General features: G+C 72.6%; 25 protein-coding genes. 15 read left to right on the top strand and 10 right to left on the bottom strand.

Annotated features, from left to right (window positions below; genetic code table 11):
* Positions 1 to 7 precede the first annotated feature (7 nt).
* Entirely contained in the window at positions 8 to 208 is a 201-nt protein-coding gene (locus LOK46_RS12630) for a hypothetical protein (protein WP_024830024.1), read from the top strand.
* 15 nt (positions 209 to 223) lie between these two features.
* On the opposite strand, the gene LOK46_RS12625 is transcribed toward LOK46_RS12630, so the two are convergent.
* Positions 224 to 469, bottom strand: coding sequence for a hypothetical protein (locus LOK46_RS12625; RefSeq protein WP_273564071.1), 246 nt, complete (start codon positions 467 to 469; stop codon positions 224 to 226).
* 304 nt (positions 470 to 773) lie between these two features.
* Here LOK46_RS12625 and pstS point away from each other — a divergent pair, with 304 nt between their 5' ends.
* The 6 genes from pstS (at position 774) to phoB (ending at position 6,275) form a co-directional block, all read left to right on the top strand.
* Entirely contained in the window at positions 774 to 1,814 is a 1,041-nt protein-coding gene (gene pstS / locus LOK46_RS12620; protein WP_273564070.1) for a phosphate ABC transporter substrate-binding protein PstS, read from the top strand.
* A gap of 85 nt (positions 1,815 to 1,899) precedes the next feature.
* Complete coding sequence (gene pstC, locus LOK46_RS12615; RefSeq protein ID WP_273564069.1) at positions 1,900 to 2,877, top strand: phosphate ABC transporter permease subunit PstC; 978 nt, start codon at positions 1,900 to 1,902, stop codon at positions 2,875 to 2,877.
* A gap of 12 nt (positions 2,878 to 2,889) precedes the next feature.
* Complete coding sequence (gene pstA / locus LOK46_RS12610; RefSeq protein ID WP_273564068.1) at positions 2,890 to 3,780, top strand: phosphate ABC transporter permease PstA; 891 nt, start codon at positions 2,890 to 2,892, stop codon at positions 3,778 to 3,780.
* Between the two features lie 22 nt (positions 3,781 to 3,802).
* Positions 3,803 to 4,618: a phosphate ABC transporter ATP-binding protein PstB gene (pstB, locus tag LOK46_RS12605; RefSeq protein WP_273564067.1), complete on the top strand. Its 816-nt coding sequence runs from the start codon at positions 3,803 to 3,805 to the stop codon at positions 4,616 to 4,618.
* A gap of 112 nt (positions 4,619 to 4,730) precedes the next feature.
* Positions 4,731 to 5,450, top strand: coding sequence for a phosphate signaling complex protein PhoU (gene phoU / locus LOK46_RS12600; RefSeq protein WP_273564066.1), 720 nt, complete (start codon positions 4,731 to 4,733; stop codon positions 5,448 to 5,450).
* A 129-nt stretch (positions 5,451 to 5,579) separates the two neighbouring features.
* Positions 5,580 to 6,275: a phosphate regulon transcriptional regulator PhoB gene (gene phoB / locus LOK46_RS12595; RefSeq protein ID WP_273564585.1), complete on the top strand. Its 696-nt coding sequence runs from the start codon at positions 5,580 to 5,582 to the stop codon at positions 6,273 to 6,275.
* Between the two features lie 171 nt (positions 6,276 to 6,446).
* Here the strand turns inward: phoB and LOK46_RS12590 are convergent, their stop codons facing one another.
* Positions 6,447 to 8,630: a protein-disulfide reductase DsbD family protein gene (locus LOK46_RS12590; protein ID WP_273564065.1), complete on the bottom strand. Its 2,184-nt coding sequence runs from the start codon at positions 8,628 to 8,630 to the stop codon at positions 6,447 to 6,449.
* Positions 8,631 to 8,797: 167 nt separating this feature from the next.
* The gene (locus LOK46_RS12585; RefSeq protein WP_273564064.1) at positions 8,798 to 10,636 is read right to left on the bottom strand and encodes an aminopeptidase P family protein; all 1,839 of its coding nucleotides are present in this window, start codon (positions 10,634 to 10,636) and stop codon (positions 8,798 to 8,800) included.
* Positions 10,637 to 10,774: 138 nt separating this feature from the next.
* Between LOK46_RS12585 and LOK46_RS12580 the strand changes: the two genes are divergently transcribed.
* Positions 10,775 to 11,029, top strand: coding sequence for a hypothetical protein (locus tag LOK46_RS12580; RefSeq protein WP_273564063.1), 255 nt, complete (start codon positions 10,775 to 10,777; stop codon positions 11,027 to 11,029).
* Here LOK46_RS12580 and LOK46_RS12575 read toward each other — a convergent pair whose 3' ends face one another.
* Both LOK46_RS12575 and LOK46_RS12570 read right to left on the bottom strand, forming a co-directional pair.
* Complete coding sequence (locus LOK46_RS12575; protein ID WP_273564062.1) at positions 11,030 to 11,218, bottom strand: ribosome modulation factor; 189 nt, start codon at positions 11,216 to 11,218, stop codon at positions 11,030 to 11,032.
* Positions 11,219 to 11,268: 50 nt separating this feature from the next.
* Positions 11,269 to 12,189, bottom strand: coding sequence for a 50S ribosomal protein L11 methyltransferase (locus LOK46_RS12570; RefSeq protein WP_273564061.1), 921 nt, complete (start codon positions 12,187 to 12,189; stop codon positions 11,269 to 11,271).
* Between the two features lie 277 nt (positions 12,190 to 12,466).
* Between LOK46_RS12570 and LOK46_RS12565 the strand changes: the two genes are divergently transcribed.
* From LOK46_RS12565 to modB, 4 genes are all read left to right on the top strand, one after another.
* A complete protein-coding gene (locus tag LOK46_RS12565) occupies positions 12,467 to 12,610 on the top strand; it encodes a hypothetical protein (RefSeq protein ID WP_273564060.1) in 144 nt (47 codons plus the stop codon).
* Positions 12,611 to 12,766: 156 nt separating this feature from the next.
* Entirely contained in the window at positions 12,767 to 12,964 is a 198-nt protein-coding gene (locus LOK46_RS12560; protein ID WP_273564059.1) for a hypothetical protein, read from the top strand.
* Between the two features lie 140 nt (positions 12,965 to 13,104).
* Positions 13,105 to 13,920: a molybdate ABC transporter substrate-binding protein gene (modA, locus tag LOK46_RS12555; RefSeq protein WP_273564058.1), complete on the top strand. Its 816-nt coding sequence runs from the start codon at positions 13,105 to 13,107 to the stop codon at positions 13,918 to 13,920.
* A gap of 15 nt (positions 13,921 to 13,935) precedes the next feature.
* A complete protein-coding gene (gene modB, locus LOK46_RS12550; protein ID WP_273564057.1) occupies positions 13,936 to 14,628 on the top strand; it encodes a molybdate ABC transporter permease subunit in 693 nt (230 codons plus the stop codon).
* A 30-nt stretch (positions 14,629 to 14,658) separates the two neighbouring features.
* On the opposite strand, the gene LOK46_RS12545 is transcribed toward modB, so the two are convergent.
* Entirely contained in the window at positions 14,659 to 15,315 is a 657-nt protein-coding gene (locus tag LOK46_RS12545) for a glutathione S-transferase (RefSeq protein WP_273564056.1), read from the bottom strand.
* Positions 15,316 to 15,377: 62 nt separating this feature from the next.
* On the opposite strand from LOK46_RS12545, the gene modC reads away from it, so the two are divergent.
* The 3 genes from modC to LOK46_RS12530 all read left to right on the top strand — a co-directional run bounded on the left by modC (position 15,378) and on the right by LOK46_RS12530 (position 18,741).
* Complete coding sequence (modC, locus tag LOK46_RS12540; RefSeq protein ID WP_273564055.1) at positions 15,378 to 16,481, top strand: molybdenum ABC transporter ATP-binding protein; 1,104 nt, start codon at positions 15,378 to 15,380, stop codon at positions 16,479 to 16,481.
* A 179-nt stretch (positions 16,482 to 16,660) separates the two neighbouring features.
* Entirely contained in the window at positions 16,661 to 17,101 is a 441-nt protein-coding gene (locus LOK46_RS12535; protein ID WP_273564054.1) for a TadE/TadG family type IV pilus assembly protein, read from the top strand.
* Positions 17,098 to 18,741 (top strand): TadG family pilus assembly protein, encoded by a 1,644-nt coding sequence (locus tag LOK46_RS12530; RefSeq protein ID WP_273564053.1) that lies wholly within the window; start codon positions 17,098 to 17,100, stop codon positions 18,739 to 18,741. Before LOK46_RS12535 ends, LOK46_RS12530 begins: the two co-directional genes overlap by 4 nt.
* A 38-nt stretch (positions 18,742 to 18,779) precedes the next feature.
* Here the strand turns inward: LOK46_RS12530 and LOK46_RS12525 are convergent, their stop codons facing one another.
* From LOK46_RS12525 to LOK46_RS12510, 4 genes are all read right to left on the bottom strand, one after another.
* Positions 18,780 to 19,370 (bottom strand): PAS domain-containing protein, encoded by a 591-nt coding sequence (locus LOK46_RS12525; protein ID WP_273564052.1) that lies wholly within the window; start codon positions 19,368 to 19,370, stop codon positions 18,780 to 18,782.
* A gap of 467 nt (positions 19,371 to 19,837) precedes the next feature.
* Positions 19,838 to 20,998, bottom strand: coding sequence for a M20 aminoacylase family protein (locus LOK46_RS12520; protein WP_273564051.1), 1,161 nt, complete (start codon positions 20,996 to 20,998; stop codon positions 19,838 to 19,840).
* Complete coding sequence (locus tag LOK46_RS12515; protein ID WP_273564050.1) at positions 20,995 to 22,278, bottom strand: GNAT family N-acetyltransferase; 1,284 nt, start codon at positions 22,276 to 22,278, stop codon at positions 20,995 to 20,997. The genes LOK46_RS12520 and LOK46_RS12515 overlap by 4 nt, the downstream gene beginning before the upstream one ends.
* A 134-nt stretch (positions 22,279 to 22,412) precedes the next feature.
* Entirely contained in the window at positions 22,413 to 22,673 is a 261-nt protein-coding gene (locus tag LOK46_RS12510) for a lysozyme inhibitor LprI family protein (RefSeq protein WP_443192896.1), read from the bottom strand.
* Positions 22,674 to 22,871: the final 198 nt, after the last annotated feature.

The following is a 22,871-nucleotide window of genomic DNA, read 5'->3' as shown; positions in this document are numbered from 1 at the left end:
GGGAGCCATGAAGCCGTCAGTCGTCGAGTCCGATGGGTCTCTGCCTGCGGGACAGCCTCTGAAACGGGCGGTCGACACCCGCCAGCTCGGCCTCACGCTCCGCACGGTCTACGAGGGCAGCGTCGACACGCAGCCCATCACCGACACGCATGTCGAGCTGCTCCTGCGCCTGCGCCAGAAGGAGCGGGAGCTGCGCCGGGCGGTCTGACCCGGCACCGCGCCGCTACCAGCGGCGCGCGCCCGGCCGCCGACGATACTCGGCGGCGCGAATCAGCGTCAGCACGCGGTCGAGACTCACCAGCAGCTCCGCCTCCTCGACGCGCGCCGCGGAGGCCGCGTTTGGATCGCGGCTGAACTTCTGACGGGCCTGCGCCAGCGCCAGGGCCCGCTCCACGGCTTCCCGCTCGGCGTGCAGGGCCAGCCAGGCCGGATCGGATTCCGTCGCCGCATCCACCTCGTCGCCGCCCACGATCCGCGCGTCCTTCTGCTGCCGGCTGCTGCTCCTGGTGGAGAGGAACGCGCGAGAGCCCGGAACCGTGCCGCGCCCGGGCGAAGCGCGATGGCATCCCGCGCGTCACCCCGCGCATCACCCCGCGCATCACCCCGCGCGTCACCCCGCGTGTCATCCCGGTGTCATCTACTTGTCGTAACCGCCCGGCCATCGGGCGGCCGGCGCTGGGTCTCTTCGGAAGATCGGCCGCAGAGCTCTGCCGCGGGCACGGGCTCGCCGGCGGGGCAGCGCAGGCTCAAGCCCGACGGCAACGGAGATTCCTTTGAGACCCTTCGCTTACGCGCTCGCCGTCGGCCTCGCGACGGTTCAGCTGGCGTCCGCGGCGCTCGCCGCCGATATCACCGGCGCCGGCGCCACGTTCCCCTTCCCGGTCTACTCCAAGTGGGCCGAGGCCTATCGCAAGGAGACCGGCTCGGGCCTCAACTACCAGTCGATCGGCTCCGGCGGCGGCATCAAGCAGATCCAGGCCAAGACGGTCGATTTCGGCGCCACCGACGCGCCCCTGAAGCCCGAGCAGCTGACCAAGGACGGCCTCGTCCAGTTCCCGACCGTGATGGGCGGCGTCGTTCCGGTGGTGAACATCCCGGGGATCGAGCCGGGCAAGCTGAAGCTCACCGGCGACGTGCTGGCCGACATCTACGCCGGCAAGATCGCGAAGTGGAGCGATCCGCGCATCGCCAAGCTCAATGACGGGCTGAAGCTCCCCGACGCCAACATCACCCCGGTCTACCGCTCCGACGCGTCGGGCACGACCAACATCTTCACCACCTACCTGTCCCAGGTCTCCGAGCCCTGGAAGAAGGAGTACGGTGCGGCCACGACGATCTCCTGGCCGGTCGGTCAGGGCGGCAAGGGCAACGAGGGCGTGACCGCCACCGTGAAGCAGGTTCCGAACGCGATCGGCTACGTCGAGTCGGCCTACGCCAAGCAGAACAAGCTCTCCTACGCCCTGCTGCAGAACAAGGCCGGCAAGTACCCGCAGCCCGACGACAAGGCGTTCCAGGCCGCGGCGGCGAGCGCCGACTGGAAGGCGACCCCGGGCTTCGGCATCTCGCTGACCAACCAGCCGGGCGAGGAGGCGTGGCCGATCACGGCCGCGACCTTCATCCTGGTCCACAAGGACGCCGCCGACCCGGCCAAGTCCGCCGCCGTGCTCAAGTTCTTCGACTGGGCCTACAAGAACGGCGACAAGCTCGCCACCGACCTCGACTACGTCCCGCTGCCGGACAACGTCGTCGAACTGATCCACCAGGAGTGGAAGGACGTGAAGGGCAAGGACGGAAAGCCTGTCTTCAACATGTGAGCGTGGCGGGGAGGGGGTGGGAACCTCCTCCCTCGCTTCCGGGAACGCACCGCGCTACCACGCCACCCTTCGCAGAGAACCGCGGATGCCCGCTTTGACCGAATCGATCGCCCTCGGCCGAACCCGTTCCGCGACCGCGCGGAAGGCGCCGAGCCGGAGCCTCGACACCCTGTTCCGGACCTGCTCGTACGGCGCGGCCCTGCTGGTGCTGCTCGTGCTCGCCGGCATCCTCGGCTCGATCCTGTACGGCGGCTGGCCCGCCTTCCGCGAGTTCGGCTTCGGCTTCCTGACCTCCAGCGCCTGGAACGTCGGGACCGAGCAGTACGGCGCCCTGGTCGCGGTGATCGGGACCGTCGCCTCCGCGTTCCTGGCCCTGCTGATCGGCGTGCCCGTCTCGCTGGGCATCGCGGTCTACCTCACCCAGCTCTGCCCGGGCTGGGCCCGCAAGCCGGTCGCCATGACGATCGAGCTGCTCGCGGCCGTGCCGAGCATCATCTACGGCATGTGGGGCCTGTTCGTGTTCGCGCCGCTCTTCGCGCGCTACATCCAGATCCCGGTCTCGAACCTCGTGGAGGGCATGCCGATCGTCGGCACGCTGTTCTACGCCCGGGTGCCGTCGGGCGTCGGCGTGTTCACCGCCGGGATCATCCTGGCGATCATGATCGTGCCGTTCATCGCCTCGATCGCCCGCGACATGCTCGACCAGATCCCGACCGTGCTGCGCGAGAGCGCCTACGGGATCGGCTGCACCACCTGGGAGGTCGTGCGCCACGTGCTGGTGCCGCAGGCGGCCGTCTCGATCATCGGCGCGATCATGCTCGGCCTCGGACGGGCGCTCGGCGAGACGATGGCGGTGACCTTCGTGGTCGGCAACGCCAACCGGCTCTCGGCCTCGATCTTCGACCCCAGCTCGACCATCGCGTCGCGCATCGCCAACGAGTTCAACGAGGCGGACGGCCTCCAGCTGAACGCGCTGATGGCTCTGGGCTGCATCCTGTTCGTGATCACCTTCGTGGTGCTCATCATCGCCCGGCTGCTGACGCGCCGCGTCCAGGCCGCCTGAGGAGCACGCGCGATGGTTTCCTCCAGCACGATCGCCGCCACCGCCCAGCGCCGCCCCGGCCGGGTCCGCCAGGGGCGCCGCGTCGCCGACCGGACACTGCGCATCGCCTGCACCGGCGCCACCGTGGTGGGTGCCCTGGTCCTCGGCTCGATCCTGGTGATGCTGATCGTCCAGGGCGTGCGCGGCTTCACGCCGGCCCTGTTCACCAACCCGACCCCGGGCCCCGGCTCCGAGGGCGGCGGCATCGCCAACGCCATCCTGGGCAGCGTCGTGCTGACCGGGATCGGCATCCTGATCGCCACGCCGGTCGGCGTCATGGCCGGGACCTTCCTGGCCGAGTACGGGCGCGGCTCGAAGCTGGCCGCCCTGATCCGCTTCCTCAACGACGTCCTGCTCTCGGCGCCGTCGATCCTGATCGGCCTGTTCGTCTACACCCTGATGGTGCGGCCGATGGGCACCTACTCGGGCTGGGCCGGCGGCGTGGCGCTCGCGATCATCGCCGTGCCGGTGATCGTGCGCACCACCGAGGACATGCTGCGCCTCGTCCCCGGCACCCTGCGGGAGGCCGGCGCGGCGCTCGGCGCGCCGCCCTCGACGGTGATCATGAGCGTGACCTGGCGGGCGGCCTCGGCGGGCATCGTCACCGGCATCATCCTGGCGCTCGCCCGCATCGCCGGCGAGACCGCGCCGCTGCTGTTCACCGCGCTCAACAACAATTCCTGGTTCTCGGCCAACCTGATGGGCGGCGTCGCGAACCTGCCGGTGATGATCTACCAGTTCGCCCTCTCGCCCTACCCGAACTGGCAGGGCCTCGCCTGGGCGGGCGCGCTCCTGATCACCGCCACCATTCTGGCGCTGTCGATCATCGCGCGCCTCGTGATCAAGCCGCAGATCTCGCGCTGAGCCCCCCTTCGAGGACACGACGATGAACGCCGCCTCCGCGATCCCCACGGTCGAGCTGAACCGCAACCGCGCCGAAGAGGGCGGCCCCGTGCGGATCGCCGTCAAGGACCTGAACTTCTACTACGGCAGCTTCCACGGGCTGAAGGACGTCAATCTCAACTTCCACGACCGGCAGGTGACGGCGCTGATCGGGCCGTCCGGCTGCGGCAAGTCCACCCTGCTGCGCTGCTTCAACCGGATCTACAGCCTCTACCCGGAGCAGCGGGCCGAGGGCGAGATCCTGCTCGACGGCGAGAACATCCTCAGCCCCTCCGTCGACCTGAACGAGCTGCGCTCGCGGATCGGCATGGTGTTCCAGAAGCCGACGCCGTTCCCGATGTCGATCTACGACAACGTGGCCTTCGGCCTGCGCCTCTACGAGAAGCTGCCGAAATCCGAGCTGGACGGCCGGATTGAGGAATCCCTGCGCAAGGCTGCCCTCTGGGACGAGGTGAAGGACAAGCTCCGGCAGGCGGGGACCGGCCTGTCGGGCGGCCAGCAGCAGCGCCTGTGCATCGCCCGGACCGTGGCGCAGAAGCCGGAGGTGATCCTGTTCGACGAGCCGACCTCGGCCCTCGACCCGATCTCCACCGGCCGCATCGAGGAGCTGATCGAGCAGCTGCGAGACGAGTTCACCATCGTGATCGTCACCCACAACATGCAGCAGGCGGCGCGCATCTCGCAGTTCACCGCCTTCATGTATCTGGGGCAGCTCGTCGAGTTCGGTCCGACCAACCGGATGTTCATGAACCCGACGGAACGCCGCACACAGGACTACATCACCGGCCGCTTCGGCTAGTCTGACCGGAGGCTCCGGTCCCGGGACCTGCCGGTCGGCGCCCCGGGCGCGCCGGCAAGTCCCCGCAAGCCGCCCCGGCGCGCCGTTCCCGGGACCCATCGAAGGATCCACCATGCCCGGCCATATCGTCACCTCCTACGACACCGACCTGGAGAACCTGCGTCGCTCGATCTCGGAGATGGGCGGCGTGGCCGAGAAGATGACCGCGGAGGCGACCGACGCCCTCGTGCGCCGGGACGACACGCTCGCCCAGGCGGTGATCCTCGCCGACAAGCGCCTCGACGCGCTGCAGCGGGACATCGAGGAGCGCGCCGTGCTGCTGATCGCCCGGCGCCAGCCCCTGGCGATCGACCTGCGCGAGACCATCTCGGCGATCCGCGTCTCCGGCGACCTCGAGCGGATCGGCGACCTCGCCAAGAACGTCGCCAAGCGCGTGGTGGCGATCTCCGACCAGGCGCCGGCCCAGAAGATCGTGCTCGGCGTGCGGCACATGAGCGACCTCGCCGAGGCCCAGCTCAAGGACGTGCTCGACGCCTACGCGAGCCGCGACGTCAAGGCGGCCCACGACGTCTGGGAGCGCGACGGCGAGATCGACGCCCTGTACAATTCGCTGTTCCGCGAGCTGCTGACCTACATGATGGAGGATCCGCGCAACATCTCGTTCTGCACGCATCTCCTGTTCTGCGCCAAGAACGTCGAGCGCATCGGCGACCACACCACCAACATCGCCGAGACGATCCACTACCTCGCCACGGGCGAGACCCTGGCGGGTGACCGGCCGAAGAACGACGCGTCCAACTACGCGACGGTGGACGGCATCCAGGCGCCGTGAGCCCCCGACCCCGGCTCCCGCGCCTTCCTGTGGGCGCGGCCGGGGTCACTCTCCGTGCAGGTTGAGGCAGGGCGGCGCCTCCTGCACCTTCCGCGGGACCGCCGGTAGAACGAGTCTTCGAACGTGAGCATGCAAGTCCTGATCGTCGAGGACGAGGAGGCCCTGACCACGCTGCTGCGCTACAACCTGGAGGCCGAGGGCTTCCTGGTGGACTCGGCGGCGCGCGGCGACGACGCCGAGCTGCTCCTGGCGGAGCGGATCCCGGACCTCGTCCTGCTCGACTGGATGCTGCCCGGCCTCTCGGGGATCGAGCTGTGCCGCCGGATCCGGGCGCGCCGCGAGACCGAGCGCCTGCCGGTGATCATGCTCACCGCCCGGGGCGAGGAGGGCGACCGCGTCCGCGGTCTCGGCACGGGCGCCGACGACTACATCGTCAAGCCGTTCTCCGTCCCGGAGCTGCTCGCCCGGATCCGCGCGCTGCTGCGCCGGGCCAAGCCCGCCCACGTCTCGGACCGGCTGGCGGCGGGCGACCTGGAGCTCGACCGCACCGGCCACCGCGTCCGCCGCGGCGGCGAGGAGCTGCATCTGGGCCCGACGGAGTTCCGGCTCCTGGAGTTCCTGATGCTGGCGCCGGGCCGGGTCTTCTCCCGCGAGCAGCTCCTCGACGGGGTCTGGGGCCACGACGTCTACATCGACGAGCGTACCGTCGACGTCCATGTCGGGCGGCTGCGCAAGGCGCTGAACGGCCCGCGACAGACCGACCCGATCCGCACGGTCCGCGGCTCGGGCTACGCCTTCGACGAGACCTTCTCGCTCGAGGCCTGAGGCGGCCTCACGGGCCGTCCGGATAGGACATCGCTCCGGCGCGCCGTCATCGCGAGCGCGGCGAAGCGACCCGGGGCGGCGGGACGCCGGTGAGCGTGGCGCTGCTGGGTTGCTTCGCTCGCGATGACGGTGGGACGGGCGCGCCGATATTCAGCGTCCCCCCTCAGGGACTCAGCGCGCCAGCGCCGCGCTCCGGCCCGCGGCGGCCGGCACCGCCTCCAGCGCCGCCAGCACCGTCCCCTCGGTCAGGATCTGCGGGAGCACCTGGGGCTCTCCCGTCCCGGTGTAGAGCAGGTAGAGCGGGACGCCGCTCCGCCCGTGCTTCTCGAGGAGGCGGGTGATCTCGGGGTTCTGGTTGGTCCAGTCGCCCTTCATGTAGGTCACGCCGCGCTCGGCCATCGCGGCCCGCACCGCCCTGGTGTTGAGCGAGGTCGCCTCGTTGACCGCGCAGGTGATGCACCAGGCGGCGGTCATGTCCACGAAGACGGGGCGGTGCGCGTCGACCAGGGCGTCGAGGCGCGCCTGCGTGAACGGCTCGACCCCGTCGGCGGCGGCCTGCGCGGCCGGCGCGGCGCGGTCCCGGGGCAGGGTGACGGCGAGGGCCCCGACGGCGGCCAGCGCCAGCGCCGCGGCGGCCTGCGCGATCCGGCCGGCCCGGGGCGGGGCGGCGCGGCCGTGCTCCCAGGCCCAGGCGGCGAAGCCCACGAGGACGAGGCCGATCAGCGCCGCCAGCAGCCCGCGCGGGTCGACCTGCTGCGCCAGCACCCAGATCAGCCACGCCACGGTGGCGTAGACCGGGAAGGCCAGGACCTGCTTGAGGGTCTCCATCCAGGCGCCCGGCCGCGGCAGCGCGCGCAGGGCCGGCGGCCAGAGCGTCAGGAGCAGGAAGGGCAGGGCGAGGCCGAGCCCGAGGCTGGCGAAGACGGCGAGCGCCACGCCGGCGCTCTGGGTCAGCGCGAAGCCCACCGCCGAGCCCATGAACGGCGCCGTGCAGGGCGTCGCCACCAGGGTGGCGAGCACGCCGGTGAAGAAGGAGCCGCTCAGGCCGCCGCGGCGGGTGAGGCCGTCGCCGAGGCCGGCGAGCCGGCCGCCGACATGGACCGCGCCGGAGAGGCTCAGGCCCATCGCGAACAGCAGGTAGGCGAGCCCCGCCACGATGGCGGGCGACTGGAGCTGGAACCCCCAGCCGATCGCGGCCCCGCCGCTCTTCAGGCCGATCAGCGCGGCGGCGAGCGCCAGGAAGCTCGCCAGGACGCCGGCCGTGTAGGCGAGGCCGTGGAGCCGCAGCCGGGCCGGCCCCTCGCCCGCGTGCCGCACGAGGCCCAGCACCTTGATCGACAGGACCGGGAAGACGCAGGGCATCAGGTTGAGGATCAGGCCGCCGAGGAAGGCGAAGGCCGCGGCGGTTGCCAGCGTCAGCGCGTCGAAGTCGGCGGCGGCCGGCGTGGTCGCAGGCGGCGTGGTCGCAGGCGGCGCGGTCGCGGCCGGCGCCGCGGCGGCCGGCAGCACCGGCTCGTCGCCGTACGCGAAGGCGAGCCGGCGGGTCCCGGCGGCGTCGACCTCGTCGACCGTCAGGACGCCGGGCAGAGTGGAGGGGACCGGATCGGTCGGGCTGCTCCGGGCGAGGGTCAGGTGCAGGCCGGTCTCGTCGACCGCCATCACCTGCGCGGCGGCGTTGTCGATCGCCGTCTCGGCGTACGGGAAGTACGCGGCGTTCCGGACCGCCTCGGGCTTGAGGCCGGTCGCGGCGAAATCGAGGCGCAGGGTGTCGCCCTGGCTCGACAGGCGCAGGGGCCAGAGCGCCGGAACGGGCAGCGCGGCGCGGGCGCGCGCGAACAGCGCGGCGTTGGCCGGGTCCGGCTCGGCCCTGCCCACCGGCAGGGTCAGGGCGAGGTCGGCCGAGCCGGGCACGCACTCGGTCTCGCAGACGAGATAGGTCAGCTTCGCCTGGATCCGCACCGGGTCCGCCGGGTCGAGGCTCGGCGGCGGCGTCACCGGGACGAGGAGCGTGACCTCGCCCTCGTAGCCGTAGTTCATGAGCGTCGCGATCGGGATGCGCTCCGGCGCCGGCCAGCGGATCGCGCTCGCGTTGAAGCCGGCCGGCAGGGTCCAGGTCACCTCCGGAGGCAGGCCGGAATCTCCCGGATTGCGCCAGTAGACGTGCCAGCCGGGCTTGATCTGCATCCGCACCGCCAGCGTGAACGGCTGCGCGCCGGCGACCGCGGCGGGCTCGGCCACGAGGCTCGCCCGCACGAGGTCCGCGGGCGTGCGGAAGCCCTGCGGGAACCCCTGCGCCGCGGCGGCCGAGAGGCTCGCGGCGAGGGCCAGGATCAGGATGGCGAGGCGGCGGATCATGCTGTCCCTTCGCGCGCGGGGCGGCCGCGGTTTCACGCGCGGCGCGTCGGGCCCGGCGCGGGCGTTTCCGTGGCGCCGGGTCTTACCATGGACCGCGTCCGGGGTCGCGTCCGGGGTCGCGTCCGGGGTCGCGTCCGGGGTCCCGTCCGGGGTCGCGTGCGTGCGGCTCACCCCTCCAGCGGTGCCGTCGCCCGCTCCAGCCAGTCGCGCGTCGCGGTGTCGAGCCCGGGCGCCAGGGTCTCGCGCACCCGGGCGTGATAGGCGTCGATCCAGGTGCGCTCCCCGGGTTCGAGCAGGTCCGGCCGGATCAGCCGGCGGTCGTAGGGGGCCAGCGTCAGCGTCTCGAAGCCCAGCATCGGGCGCTCGCCGCCCGCGATCGTCCGGGTCTCGACCAGGACGAGGTTCTCGATCCGGATTCCGTAGGCGCCGCGCGCGTAGTAGCCCGGCTCGTTCGACAGGATCATGCCGGGCTCGAGCGCCACCGTGCCGGTCTTGGCGATCCGCTGCGGCCCCTCGTGCACCGACAGGAAGGCGCCGACGCCGTGACCGGTGCCGTGGTCGAAGTCGAGGCCGGCCTGCCAGAGCGGCGCCCGCGCGAAGGCGTCGATCTGGGCGCCGGTCGTGCCGACCGGGAACACCGCCCGGGCGATGGCGACGTGACCCTTCAGCACCCGCGTGAAGCGGTCGCGCATCTCCGGGCTCGGCGCGCCGACCGCGACCGTGCGGGTGATGTCGGTGGTCCCGTCCGGGTACTGCGCCCCGGAATCGATCAGGAACAGCTCGCCCGGCCGGACCGTCCGGTCGGTGGCGCGGCTGACCCGGTAATGGACGATCGCGCCGTTCGGCCCGGACCCCGAGATGGTGGGAAACGAGACTTCGCGCAGGTCGCCGCCCGCGGCCCGGAAATCCTCCAGCGCCTCGACGGCGGCGATCTCGGTGAGGCCGCCGGCCGCGGCCGCACCGTCGAGCCAGGCGAGGAAGCGCGCGACGCTCGCCCCGTCCCGGGCATGGGCGGCGCGGGCACCCGCGATCTCGGCGGCGTTCTTGACCGCCTTCATGCCGGTGATCGGATCCTTGCCGACATCGGCCGTGCCGCCGGCAGCCTCGATCTTCTCCTTCAGGGCGACGGCGCCGGTCGCCGCGTCGAGGCGGACGCGCGCGCCCGCCAGGGACGCCAGCCCGTCGTCCAGGTCCGCCCGCGTCAGGATCTCGGCGATCGGCGCGAGCGCGGCCCGCAGGGCCGGATCGACGTTCGGCGAGACGAGGAACAGCCGCGCCAGCCCCTCGCGCGGCAGGATGGCGTAGCCCAGCGCCAGGGGCGTGTGGGCGACGTCGGACCCGCGCAGGTTGAAAGCCCAGGCCAGATTGTGCGGGTCGGAGATCACCAGGGCGTCGCAGCCGCCCTCGGCGAGCGCCGCCCGGATCCGGCCGAGCTTGTCGGCGGACGCCTCGCCGCACAGCGCGTCCGGGTGGACCACCACCGGCCCGGCCGGCGGCCGCGGCCGCCCGGCCCAGACCGCGTCGACGAGGTTCGGCACCGCCCGCACCGTACCGCCGGCGCGGGTCACGGCCCGCTCCAGGCGCGCCAGACCGTCCGGCGTGTGCAGCCAGGGATCGTAGCCGAGCACCTGATCCCGCCGCAGGTTGGCGCCGATCCAGGCCTCCGGCGTCGATTCGGCGAGCGGTACCACCGTGACGAGGCCGGTATCGACCTGCTCGGGCGCCTGCAGGGTGTAGCGCCCGTCGACGACCAGCGCCGCGGACTCCATCAGGATCGCGGCCGTCCCGGCCGAGCCGGTGAAGCCGGTGAGCCAGGACAGCCGCTCGGCGTCGGCGGGAACGTATTCCGACTGGTGCTCGTCGGCCCGCGGCACCACGAAGCCGTCGAGCCCGGTCTCGCGCAGGGCCGCCCGCAGCGCCTCGATCCGCTCGGCGCCCTTCCGGTGGCTCGGGTCGTCGAAGCTCTGGAAGCGCTGACGCGGTCGGGACGGCTGGGTCTCGGTCATGCGGCGAGCCTAGCGCCCGCCGCTCCCGCGTCGCAACACCCTGTTCTCACGACAAAGAGGTTGGTCGGAGGTTGGTTGCGGTGCTTAATGATCGTTAGCAATCTTATCACACCGCCGATTTTCGCTTATTACTCAGACATGCCACGCCGCGTTTACTACCGGATCAGCGACAGACCCGACGGCCGCTTCGACGCCGTCGTGACGATCGAGCCCGACACGGTGGTCCGCCGCGACGGTTTCGACTCGCTCGCCGAACTCGAGGAGTGGATCGACGGCCTGCGCGCACTGATGGCGGCGCTCGGCGCACCCGTGTCGCAGGCGGACGCGGCCGGGTCGCCGGCCGAGACCGCGGACGAGCCGGATCGGCCGGGCCGGCTGCGGACCGCGCGCTGATCAGCCGTTCGTGATCGGCAGGTCCGGCGCGCGGTCCGCGGGCGCCCCGTCGTAGCCCTCGATCCAGGCCCGGCGCGCGGGCGAATCGACCGGATAGGGGCAGGCATCCTTGGGTCGGCCCTGTGCCCGGGCGCGGGCGCCCTCGGCGATGGGGTCCGCGGGCGGATCGTGGAGCGGCGTCTGGCTCATGGCCGGACAACACGCCGGCGCGCGGGGAGTTCTGGGCGGTTCCGCGCCGGTCAGCGCCGCGGACGCGGTGCCGCACCGCCGCGCGTCAGGACCAGGGCGACCCACCCCTCGATCACGCCGCGCCGCACGAGGGAGAAGCCCTGGAGGCGGTAGGCGGAGAGCACGCCGGGCACGTCGCGCTCGATCAGGCCGGACAGGACCAGCACCCCCTCGGTGGCGACGACGCGCGCCAGGGTCGGCGCGAGGAGCCTGAGCGGCCGGGCCAGGATGTTGGCGAAGACGAGGTCGAAATGGCGCGGCCGGTCGGCGAGGCGGTGGCGGACCCCGGGCCCCTCGTAGAGCTTGAGATAGGGGCCGAGCCCGTTGGCGCGGGCGTTCTCGCGGGCCGTGCGCACGGCCTCCGCGTCGAGGTCACCGGCCACCACGGGCTGCCGCAGCGCCTTGGCGGCCGCGAAGGCCAGGATCCCGGTTCCCGTACCGACATCGAGGACGTGGATCGGGCGTCGGCGCTTCAGCTCCGAGACCAGGGCGCGGAGGCAGCCCAGGGTCGTTCCGTGATGCCCGGTGCCGAAGGCGAGGGCGGCCTCGATCTCGATGGCCAGATCGTTGCCCCGCACGGAGTCGCGGTCGTGCGAGCCGTGCACGAGGAAGCGGCCGGCCCGCACCGGCTTCAGGCCCTCCAGCGATGCGCGCACCCAGTCCTGCTGGGCGATCGTGCGGAACTCCGCCGCGTCGGCCGAGTCGCCGATGACCGGGCGGATCAGCGCGCGGACGTACTCCTCGTCGGGCGCGTCCGCGAAGTAGGCCTCCAGGCGCCACGTGCGCCCGTCCTCGTCCTCGAAGGCCGCCACCGCGGTCTCCGTGGGATCGAACATCTCGCCCAGCAGGTCGGTCATCGCGCGGGCCGAGCGTTCGTCGGTCAGCAGACGCAGGACGTGGGACGGGCGATGGGGCGGCAGGCCTTCGAGCATGGTGCCGGGCTGTAACCCCGGAGCGCGCCGGGGCCCAGGGGCCGGCGCGAAAAAATCCGGGCCCGGCCGGGGCGGGCAGCCGGAGCGGAGCCGCAATCCCGCCCTTGTTGCCGGACAGTCACAAGCGCCAATACTTATTTTTCATGCGACCCAAATCAGTGTCCATGGCCGCATCGTGTGCTTAAACAATCTCGGCTTCCCCAAGGCCAGACCCTCAACTCGGGCGCGCCGCACTTCCCGGAGCGGCGCGCCGGTTTTGACAGACGATCGTGCTGCCATGACCGCGCCTCTCCTCATCAGCGTCGCCTTCGCGGCCGTGACCACGGCCGCGGCCACGCTCTGGGCGCTGCTGGTCGCGAACGGCATGAACGGCCTGCCGGAGGCGCGCCCAATCGAGCGGCACGATATCCGGACCTGGTAGGACCGCGGGCCCGATTCGCGCGAGCCGGCGCTCAGGAATGCTGCAGGATGTTCGCGCGTTAACCAAATGATGTACCGCAGCCGCGGAACCGGCCGCTGACAGCGGCGTTTTTGCCGGCTTTTTCCGTGAATCACGATTGAGCAGGGTGCGTACAGCGTGACCAAGTCCCGGCGTTCCGGCCCCCGCGGGCCCGTGGTCGTCAACTGCACGGCCTTGCATGTCCGACCGCGCGAGCGGATCTTCGGGGGCCCCGCACCGGACGGGCCGCTCCCGGGCCATCTCCTGGTCCTGCTGAGCCGCCTGCATCGGGCGGAGGCCGAGCCCAAGGACCGGCCGGAGGCCAAGCTCGGCTGACCTGGACTGGCTTCGACTGACGTTGCGGGGACCGCACGATCCGCCGAGGCCGCTGGCCCTTGGCCGGCGGATCGCGCGCTCCTATGATCCCCGTCGTTCCCCGCCGTATATAGCGGGTCGCGACCGGGGAGATTTCACTGATGCGCCTGACCCGACGGATCCTGGCCGCGCTCGCGCTCGCGGCCCTGGCCCTCGCGCCGACAGACAGGGCCGCGCGCGCGGACGAGCCGGTCGTCGTGTTCGCGGCCGCGAGCCTCAAGAACGCCCTCGACGACGCCGCCGCCGCCTGGACGAAGGCGACCGGCAGGACCGCGCGGATCTCCTACGCGGGCTCGAACGCCCTCGCGAAGCAGATCGAGGCCGGGGCGCCGGCGGACCTGTTCATCTCGGCCGACCTCGCCTGGATGGCCTACGTCGACCGGGCCGGGCTGCTGAAGACCGGCTCGCGGATCGACCTCCTCCGCAATGCCCTGGTGTTGATCGCCCCCGGGCCGAGGGACAGCGCCGCGGATCCGCAGGTCGCCCTGGCGCCGAACCTCGGCACCACGCTGACGCGGATGCTCGGCGGCGGGCGGCTGGCGATGGCGACGATCGACGCCGTTCCCGCCGGCAAGTACGGCAAGGCCGCCCTGGAGAAGCTCGGCGCCTGGGACGCCGTGAAGGGGCAGGTCGCCCAGGCCGAGAACGTGCGCGCCGCCCTCCTGCTGGTTGCCCGGGGCGAGGCGCCGCTCGGCATCGTCTACGCCACCGACGCGGCCGCGGACCCGAGCGTCCACGTAGTCGCGACCTTCCCGGCCGACAGCCACCCGCCGATCGTCTATCCGGCGGCCGTGACCCGGGATTCGCGCAACCCGGACGCCGGGACGCTGCTCGCCTACCTGCGCGGCCCGGACGCCCGGGGCTCCTTCGAGCGCCAGGGCTTCACGGTGGTCGCGCCGCCCGGCGCCAGCCAGTAGCGGCGCGCCGCCCCCTTGCTCGGCCTCACGCCGGAGGAGTGGATCGCCGTCGGCCTGAGCCTGCGGGTGGCGACGGTGGCGACGCTCGCCAGCCTCGTGCCCGGCCTCGCCGTGGCGTGGCTGCTGGCGCGGCGCCGCTTCCCGGGCCGCGCCCTGCTGGACGGCCTGGTCCACCTGCCGCTGATCCTGCCGCCGGTCGTGACCGGCTACCTGCTCCTGCTGGCCTTCGGCCGGCGCGGACCGCTCGGCGCGCCCCTCGCCGAGATCGGCGTCGTCTTCTCCTTCCGCTGGACCGGGGCGGCGCTCGCCTGCGCGGTGATGGGATTCCCGCTCATGGTGCGGGCGATGCGGCTGTCGATCGAGGCCGTGGACCGGCGCCTGGAGCAGGCGGCCGGGACATTGGGCGCGAACCCCTTCGCGGTGTTCCTGACGATCACGCTGCCGCTCAGCCTGCCCGGGTGCCTCGCGGGGGCCGTGCTGGCCTTCGCCAAGGCGATGGGCGAGTTCGGCGCGACCATCACGTTCGTCTCGAACATCCCGGGCGAGACCCAGACGCTGCCGTCGGCGATCTACACGCTGACGCAGGTTCCCGGCGGGGAGGGGCCGGCCCTGCGCCTCACCCTGATCTCGATCGCGCTGTCGGTCACGGCCCTGCTGGTCTCGGAGTTCCTGGCGCGGCGGGCCGGTCGGCGGCTGGGGGCGGGCTGAATGGCGGCTGATCCGGGGCGAGACGCCCGCTCAGGCATACGCGTAGGGGCCGCCCTGCTGCAGCGCCCGCCGGTAGGCCGGGCGGGCGTGGATGCGCGCGAGCCAGTCCGCGACGCGCGGGCCCGCGCCCGTGCCGCGCGCCGCGAAGGCCTCCAGCGGGAAGCTCATCAGGATGTCGGCCGCGGTGAAGTCGGCGCCGCAGAAATACGGCCGGCCGGCGAGCTCCGCCTCCCAGAAGGCCGCGTGCCGGCGCAGGTCCGGATCGACGAAGCCCCGCAGCACCGTGTCGGCGATCCGGCGGACGAGGGGCCGCAGCGGCCAGGGGCTGCCCGGCGCCAGCCGCCCGAAGATCAGCTTCAGCAGCAGCGGCGGCATCGCCGAGCCCTCGGCGTAGTGCGACCAGTAGACGTAGCGCCGCCGCTCCTCCGTCCCGGGTCCGGGCACCAGCCGCGCGCCGGCCAGATCCGTCAGGTAGGCGACGATCGCGCCGGTCTCGGCGACCACCGTCTCGCCGTCGGTGATCACCGGCGCTTTGCCGAGGGGGTGCACGGCCACGAGTTCGGGCGGCGCGCGCAGGGTCCGCGGATCGCGGGCGTGGCGGATCACCCGGTAGGGGAGCCCGAGTTCCTCCAGCAGCCAGAGCACGCGCTGCGAGCGGCTGTTCTCGAGATGGTGGACCGTGATCATCGCGGGCAAGTCCGGGCCGGCGCCGGGACGCGCCGGGGCTCGTGTTACCCGAGTCCCGGCGCGTGAGCATCCAGGTCGACGTCCAGCTCCGGCGCGGCGCCTTCGTGCTCGAGGCCGCCTTCGAGGCCGGGCCGGGGCTCACCGCCCTGTTCGGGCGCTCGGGTTCGGGGAAGACCACGCTGATCGACCTGATCGCCGGCCTCGCGCGGCCGGACCGGGGCCGGATCGTGGTCGGCGGCACCCCGTGGGTCGACACCGCTTCCGGCTTGATCCTGCCGCCGCACCGGCGGCAGGTCGGCGTGGTGTTCCAGGACGCGCGGCTGTTCCCGCATCTCAGCGTCCGGTCCAACCTCGGCTACGGCCGGGTCTTCGCGCGGCACCGCGCCGACCCGGCGGCCTTCGCGGCGGTGACGGGCCTGCTCGGCATCGACCACCTCCTCGACCGGCGGCCCGCGGGCCTCTCGGGCGGCGAGCGCCAGCGGGTGGCGATCGGGCGGGCGCTGCTGGCCAGGCCGCGCCTCCTGCTGATGGACGAGCCCCTGGCGGCCCTGGACGAGGCCCGCAAGGCCGAGATCCTCCCCTACATCGAGCGCCTGCGCGACGAGGCCGGCGTGCCGGTCATTTATGTCAGCCACGCCGTCTCCGAGGTGGCCCGGCTCGCCACCACGGTGATCGTGCTGGAATCGGGGCGGGTGGCCGCCGCCGGCCCCGCGGAGACGATCCTGCGCCGCGCCGACCTCGTGCCGATCCACGAGGCCGAGGCCGGCGCGCTCCTCGACATGGTCGTCGAGGCCCTCGACGCCGCCACCGGGCTCACGCGCCTGACGGGCGCCGCCGGGAGCCTGCTGGTGCCGGGCCTGTCGCGCCCGGCCGGGACGCGGCTGCGGGTGCGCATCCCCGCCCGCGACGTGCTCGTCGCCACCGAGCCTCCCCGCGGCCTCAGCGCCCGCAACGTGCTCGCCGGCCGGATCTGCGGCCTGACCGCCGCGGGCGCCGAGACGGCAGTGGAGATCGACTGCAACGGCGCCCGTCTCGTGGCGCGCGTGACCGGCGCGGCCGTCCGCGAACTCGGCCTCGCGCCGGGGCGCGAGGTCCACGCCATCGTCAAGAGCGCGTCCTTCGATCCCGCCGGGATCGGTCTGCTGCGGCCGCCGCGGGCGATCTGAGGCCGCGACACTGCGCGGTGGCAACGAGCCCGTCGCGCGCGGGAGACGCGTCCGCGGCGTCGACTGCTCGTCTTGGTTGTAAAATCAAATATCAAAACAACCATTAGTTAGAACATCGCCGCCACGATGGGCCGTGCAGTGGTCTCGCTGCGCGAGTCGCGGAGGGCGATGCGATGGGCATGCGGCGCTTGCGCCGGCGGAGCGCGCCGAGCGGATGGACCTGCCGGCGCGGCAGCTCCGCGGTGGAGTTCGCCCTCGTGGCGCCCGTGCTGTTCCTGCTCTTCGCCGGGATCGCGGTGTTCGGGATCTGTCTGGGCGCCGCCCACAATCTCCGCCAGATCGCCGCCGAGGCCGCCCGCGCCTCCGTGGCCGGCGTCACCGACGCCGAGCGCGCGAACCTCGCCCAGACCATGGTGAACCGGAGCCTGAGCGCCGGCGCGATGTTCCGGCCGGGCAGCATCGTCGTGCAGGTCGGGCCGGATCCCAGCGACGCGACGGTGTACACCGTCACCGTCACCCTCGACGCCGCGACGCTCGGCGTCAACGTCTTCGGGCGGCTGCTGCCGATGCTCCCGACCGTGCTGCGCAGCAGCGTCAGCGTCCGGAAGGGCGGCCTGTGACCGGCCGGGGCGGGTGCCTGCGGCGCTTCGGGGTCGCGCGCGGCGGCAACGTCGCGATCCTGGTGGCGCTCGGCAGCGCGATGCTGATGGGGGCGGGCGCGGTTGGGATCGATCTCGGCCTGGTCTTCCAGGCGCGGCGCAAGGCGCAGGGGGCGGTGGACATCGCCGCCATGCTGGCGGCCGTCGATCCGAGCCAGGCCGACACGGTCGCCCGCCGGTCCCTCGGCGACAACGGCTACGGCGCGGCGACCGCCACGGTCGCGCCCGGCAGCTACGACGCGAGCACCAAGGGCGTCGCGCCGGGCGGCCGGTTCAGCGCCGGCGGCAGCCCGGCGAACGCGGTGCGGGTCGGCCTCTCGACCTCGGTCCCGGTGACCTTCGGCCGGGCGATCGGCCTGCCCGCCACGGTGCCGCTGCGGGTGACGGGGACCGCCGCGAGCGCGCAGTTCGCCGCCTTCACGATCGGGTCCGGCACCCTGAAGCTCGAGGGCGGCATCGCCAACGCCCTGCTCGGCGCGCTGCTCGGGGCCAAGCTGTCGCTCAGCGTCAGCGACTACGATGCCCTGGCCAGCGCCCGCGTCGACGGGCTGCGCGTCCTCGACGCCCTCGGGGCGAGCCTCAACATGCAGGCCGCGAACTACACCGACATCGTCCAGGCGAATGCCAGCGTCGGTCAGATGCTGATGGCGCTCCGGGTCGCCGCGTCGGACAACGGCAGCGCGGTGTCGGCCCTGTCGGGGATCCTCAACGCCCTGCCGAATGCCGGAAACCTCGTCGCGATCGGCCAAGTGGACGGGCTCGGCGACGCCGCCGCGCTGGCCCCGCCCCGGGGCTTCGCCGGCCCCTCGCTCAACGTGCTGAACCTCCTGGGCGCCGCCGCCTCCCTGGCGAACGGCCAGAACCAGGTGGCGGTCGATCTCGGAGCCACCGTGCCGGGACTGCTCTCGACCCGCCTGACCCTGGCGATCGGCGAGCGCAAGCGCAGCTCCGGCTGGGTCCGGCCGGGCAGCCGGAACGCCACCGTGCAGACGGCGCAGACCCGGCTGCTGATCGAGACCACCGTCACGGCGCTCGGACTCGGAACCATCACCCTGCCGGTCTACGCGGAGGTGGCACCGGCACAGGCGACCCTGCGGTCGCTCAGCTGCGCCGGGTCCGGCGGACGCAAGGTCACCCTCGACGCGCAGACGGGACTGGCGACGCTGGCGATCGCGCAGGTGCCGCGCACCGCGATCAACGGGGGCAGCGCGAGCCCCGACCTGTCGCAGCCCGCGCCCCTGATCACGCTGCCACTGTTGGGGATCACCGTCTCCGGGCGCGCCCAGGCGACGCTCGGCACCGCGTCGCAGACCCTCGTGTTCTCGGACGCGGACATCGCCAACCACACGGTGCGCACGGTCGCCTCGGGCAACCTGACCCAGTCGCTCACCGGCAGCCTGCTGCGCAATCTCGTGCTGAGCGTCGGCGACGTCGGCGTGCCGCCGCTGATCCATTCGACCCTGACGACTGCTCTGGGCACCGTGACGCCGGGTGTCGACCTCGTGCTCGACACCGTCCTGCGCAGCCTCGGCCTGCGTCTGGGCTACGCCGACCTCGACGTCGACGGCACCCTCTGCAACCAGGCCGTGCTGGTGCAGTGAGCCGGGCCGGACGGCCCGGCAGGACGCGGCAGCCCCGCTCAGTGGCCGCCGTGCCGCGCGCCGGTCGCGGAGGCCTTGGCGATGCGCCGTCCGAGGTGCAGCAGCAGCATGTCGATGAGGAGTTGAAGCTCGGAATCCGCCACCCCCTCGAGGGCGTCGCGGCATTCGAGAGCGCGGTCGACCGCCTGGGTGAGCGCGTCCGCGGGCTCGGCCATCGCGCGCGTCGCCGACGGCTCGTCGGTCACGTCGATGATGACGCCGTGCCCGAGGCGCCGGCTCGACGCGCCCGGCGGGATCCGGCCGCGATCGAGGATCCGGCGGACCTGACCCGAGGGCGACAGCGTCCGGTACTCGGCCACGAACAGGCCGCCGCGCTCGCGCACCGCCTTGAACTGCCGCACCACGGCCGGCCGATCCTCGGGATGGACGCAGGCCTTGGCGACCGAGAGCGTGAGGGGGCGACCGGCGAGTCCGGGATCCCCGGCCAGCACCTCGGCGGCGCCGGCATCGAGGACGCACCGCTCGGCGCGCGGGGACCACGACCACGTGCCGATGATCCCGGAGGCGTCGAGGGCGGCCGAGAGGTCGACCGGCCGAGGGCAGGGGCCCTGGATTGCGTCGGCAATCATGGGCGAACTCCGGTTCCAGCGCGCACCATGCCCGCCTTCGTCGGAGACATACAACCGCTGATGGAATTAATGAGCGGTTAACTCAACTCGATAGCCCATCACCCATCAACGGCATTCCCCTGTGCGGACGGCGAAATCCCGATCCCCTGGGGGCCGGACCCCGTCGATCCGACCCCAGATCGACCCGCTCAGGTTGCAATTGTGAGCGCGCCTCAGCCGAGCTGCGTGAGCAGCGTGAAGGCGCCGAATATCAGGACCGCCCCGACCGAGGTGGCGAGCAGGATGAGCGCCGCGCGCGATTCCCGCATCTCCGGTGACATGGCGCCCTCCCATCGCGGCCCGCGTTGGCTCGCGGGCGAATTCCGTCAGGATTCGCACCGATCGGCCGCGCTGTCGACGGCGACCGGGCGCGCGCGGCGACATCGCCCGCCGTCCGGAAAGTCCCGGACGGCGGGGACCGCCTCACGTCAGGCCGCGGTGCGGCGCTCCACCATCCGCGCCAGGAAGGCGCTGCCGATCGGGATGATCGAGTCGTCGAAGTTGTAGCCGGCATTGTGCAGGCCGGGCCCCGGATTGGCGCCGAGCCAGACATAGGCGCCGGGGACCGCCATGGTCATGTCGGCGAAGTCCTCGCTGCCCATCTTGGGCACGACGTTCGCCTCGACCTTGTCGGCGCCCAGGAGCTCGGTGGCGACCTCCGTGGCGGCGGCCGCCTGCGCGGGGGCGTTCTCCAGGACGGAGAACACGTCCTGCAGGTCGACCGTGACCTCGGCGCCGTAGGCCGCGCCGAAGCCGGCCGCCAGCTCGCGCATGCGGGTGCCGGCGAGCGCCCGGATCTCCTTGTCGAAGGTGCGGATCGTGCCGGCGAGATGGGCCGTCTCCGGGATCACGTTGTAGGCGGAGCCCGCCTCGATCCGGGTGATCGACAGGACGATGGACTTCAGCGGATCGGCGTTGCGCGACACGATCGACTGGAGGGCCTGGGCGAGGCCGGTGGCGATGATGATCGGGTCGACGCCCCGGTGCGGCTGGGCGGCGTGGATGCCCTTGCCGCGGATGTGGATGTCGAAGAAGTCCGCCGCCGCCATGATCGGGCCCGGCCGCAGCTTGATCATGCCGTGGCCGCCGCCGGGCTGGTTGTGCAGGCCGTAGATCTCGTCGCAGGGGAAGCGCTCGAACAGGCCGTCCTTCAGCATGGCCCGGGCGCCGCCGCGCCCCTCCTCGGCCGGCTGGAACACGAACACCGCGGTGCCGTCGAAGTCGCGGGTCTCGGCGAGGTAGCGCGCCGCGCCGACCAGCATCGTGGTGTGCCCGTCATGGCCGCAGGCGTGCATCTTGCCCGCGTAGGTCGAGCGATAGGGGAGGTTGGTCTCCTCCTCGATGGGCAGGGCGTCCATGTCGGCGCGCAGGCCGATGCGCTTCCCGTTGTCGGTGCGGCCCTTGAGCAGCCCGACCACGCCGGTGCCGCCGACGCCGCGATGGACCTCGCAGCCGAACGTCTCGAGGAGGTCGGCCACGATGCCGGCGGTGCGCACCTCCTCGAAGCCGAGCTCCGGATGGGCGTGCAGATCGCGGCGCAGGGCCGTCAGCTCGTCGGCGTAGGTCTTGATGCGGTCGATCGGGCTCATGACTCGGCACTCTCGGGGGAGGATGTGTTGGGAGACGAGGTTTCGGACGGCGTCGCGCCCTCGCGGGCGTCGCCCGCGTCCGTGCGCCGGAACGGCGTCAGCGTGTCGAGGACGTCGACCGCCTCGGCGACGTGGGCGCGCTCCCGCTGCAAGTAATCGGCCACCGCGCGGCGCAGCGCCGGGTCGGCGATGTCGTGGGCCGAGTGCATCAGGACCGGCCGGTAGCCGCGGGCGAGCTTGTGCTCGCCCTGGGCCCCCGCCTCGACCCGCTTCAGGCCCCGGGCGATCGCGAAGTCGATCGCCTGGTAGTAGCAGATCTCGAAATGCAGGAAGGGGTGGTCCTCGATGCAGCCCCAGTTGCGCCCGTAGAGCGCCGTGTCGCCGATCAGGTTGATGGCCCCCGCGATGTAGGCGTCGCCGCGCTTGGCCATCACGAGGAGCACCCGGTCGGCCATGCGCTCGGACAGGAGCGAGAAGAACCGGCGGTTGAGGTAGGGCCGTCCCCATTTCCGGGAGCCCGTGTCCATGTAGAAGGCGTAGAACGCGTCCCAGTGGGCCTCGGTGATGGCCGCGCCGGTCAGGTGCTCCACGGTGATGCCGGGCGCCAGGGCGTCGCGGCGCTCCTTGCGGATGGTCTTGCGCTTGCGCGAGGCGAGGGCGGACAGGAAATCGTCGAAGGTCGCGTAGCCGTCGTTGTGCCAGTGGAACTGCTGGTCGGTGCGCTGCAGGAAGCCGGCCGCGCCGGCCCGCTCCCACTCCGCCTCGCGCATGAAGGTGACGTGGACCGAGGAGGCCTTGGTCTCGCCCCGCAGCGCCCGCAGGCCCGCGACGAGGCCCGCCGTGGCCTCGTCGGGATCGGCACCCGGGGCGATCAGGAAGCGCGGCCCGGTCACCGGCGTGAACGGCACGCTGACCTGGAGCTTGGGGTAGTAGGCGCCGCCGGCCCGCTCGTAGGCGTCGGCCCAGCCGTGGTCGAAGACGTACTCGCCCTGGCTGTGCGATTTCAGGTAGCAGGGCGCCACGCCGAGGCGCGCGCCGTCGCGCTCGACCGAGACGTGGAGCGGCAGCCAGCCGGTCCTGCGCGAGACGCAGCCCGAATCCTCCAGCGCCGACAGGAAGGCGTACGACAGGAAGGGGTTGTGGGTCTCGTCGCCCGCCGCCAGGGTCTCGGGCGAGAAGGCGCAGGCATCCCAGTCCGCTGCGCCGATCTCCTTCAATCCGGGAAGCGCGCGCACGGTCAGTGCGGCGGTCTCCGGCGTCGGCCCGGGTGCTTGCTTCATGGGCCGGAGTCTAGCCCGTGACCGGCCGGGAGCAAGCGGGCGGATGCGCGCGGCGACCATGGCAGCGTTGTCAGACGGCCGCCGACGTCACCCGCCGCGCGCTCCGAACCGGACGGCGCCGTCGCGGCCCGCGCTCACTCGCCGAGCCGGCCGACGCACGAAACGTCGTCCGGCTTGCAGTCGAGGTACCCCTTGAGGACCTTGGTCCGCGCGTCGGTGAGGCCCTTCAGGCAGCCGTTGTACTCCATCGCGTAGGCCGAGCCCCCGTCGAATCCCATGGTCTCGAGGAAGCAGGTCGCGTCCCGGTACGGCAGCCAGGCCTTCTGGGCGCCCCGCAGGGCGTCCTTCGTCTTCGGACCGATCTTCTTCATCAGCTGCCCGTAGACGGCGTTCAGCGCCGTGTCGGCGGCCCGGTAATCGGCAGCCGCGCAGGCGTTGAGATCCGCCTGGGTCGTGCCCTCGCACGGGTCGGCCGCCGAAGCGGGCGCCGGGGAGAGCAGGGTCGCGGCGAGGGCGAGCCCCCGCAGAGCCGCGCGAAGCGTGCGCGCGCGTCACTCGAAGCGGTCATGGCGATCTTGGTCGGACGGAATCGG

Origin of the sequence: Methylobacterium sp. NMS14P, from assembly GCF_028583545.1 — a bacterium.
Taxonomy (GTDB): Bacteria; Pseudomonadota; Alphaproteobacteria; order Rhizobiales; family Beijerinckiaceae; genus Methylobacterium.
The sequence above is the reverse complement of the archived record's forward strand: the minus strand, read 5'-3'. Positions and strand labels throughout refer to the sequence as shown.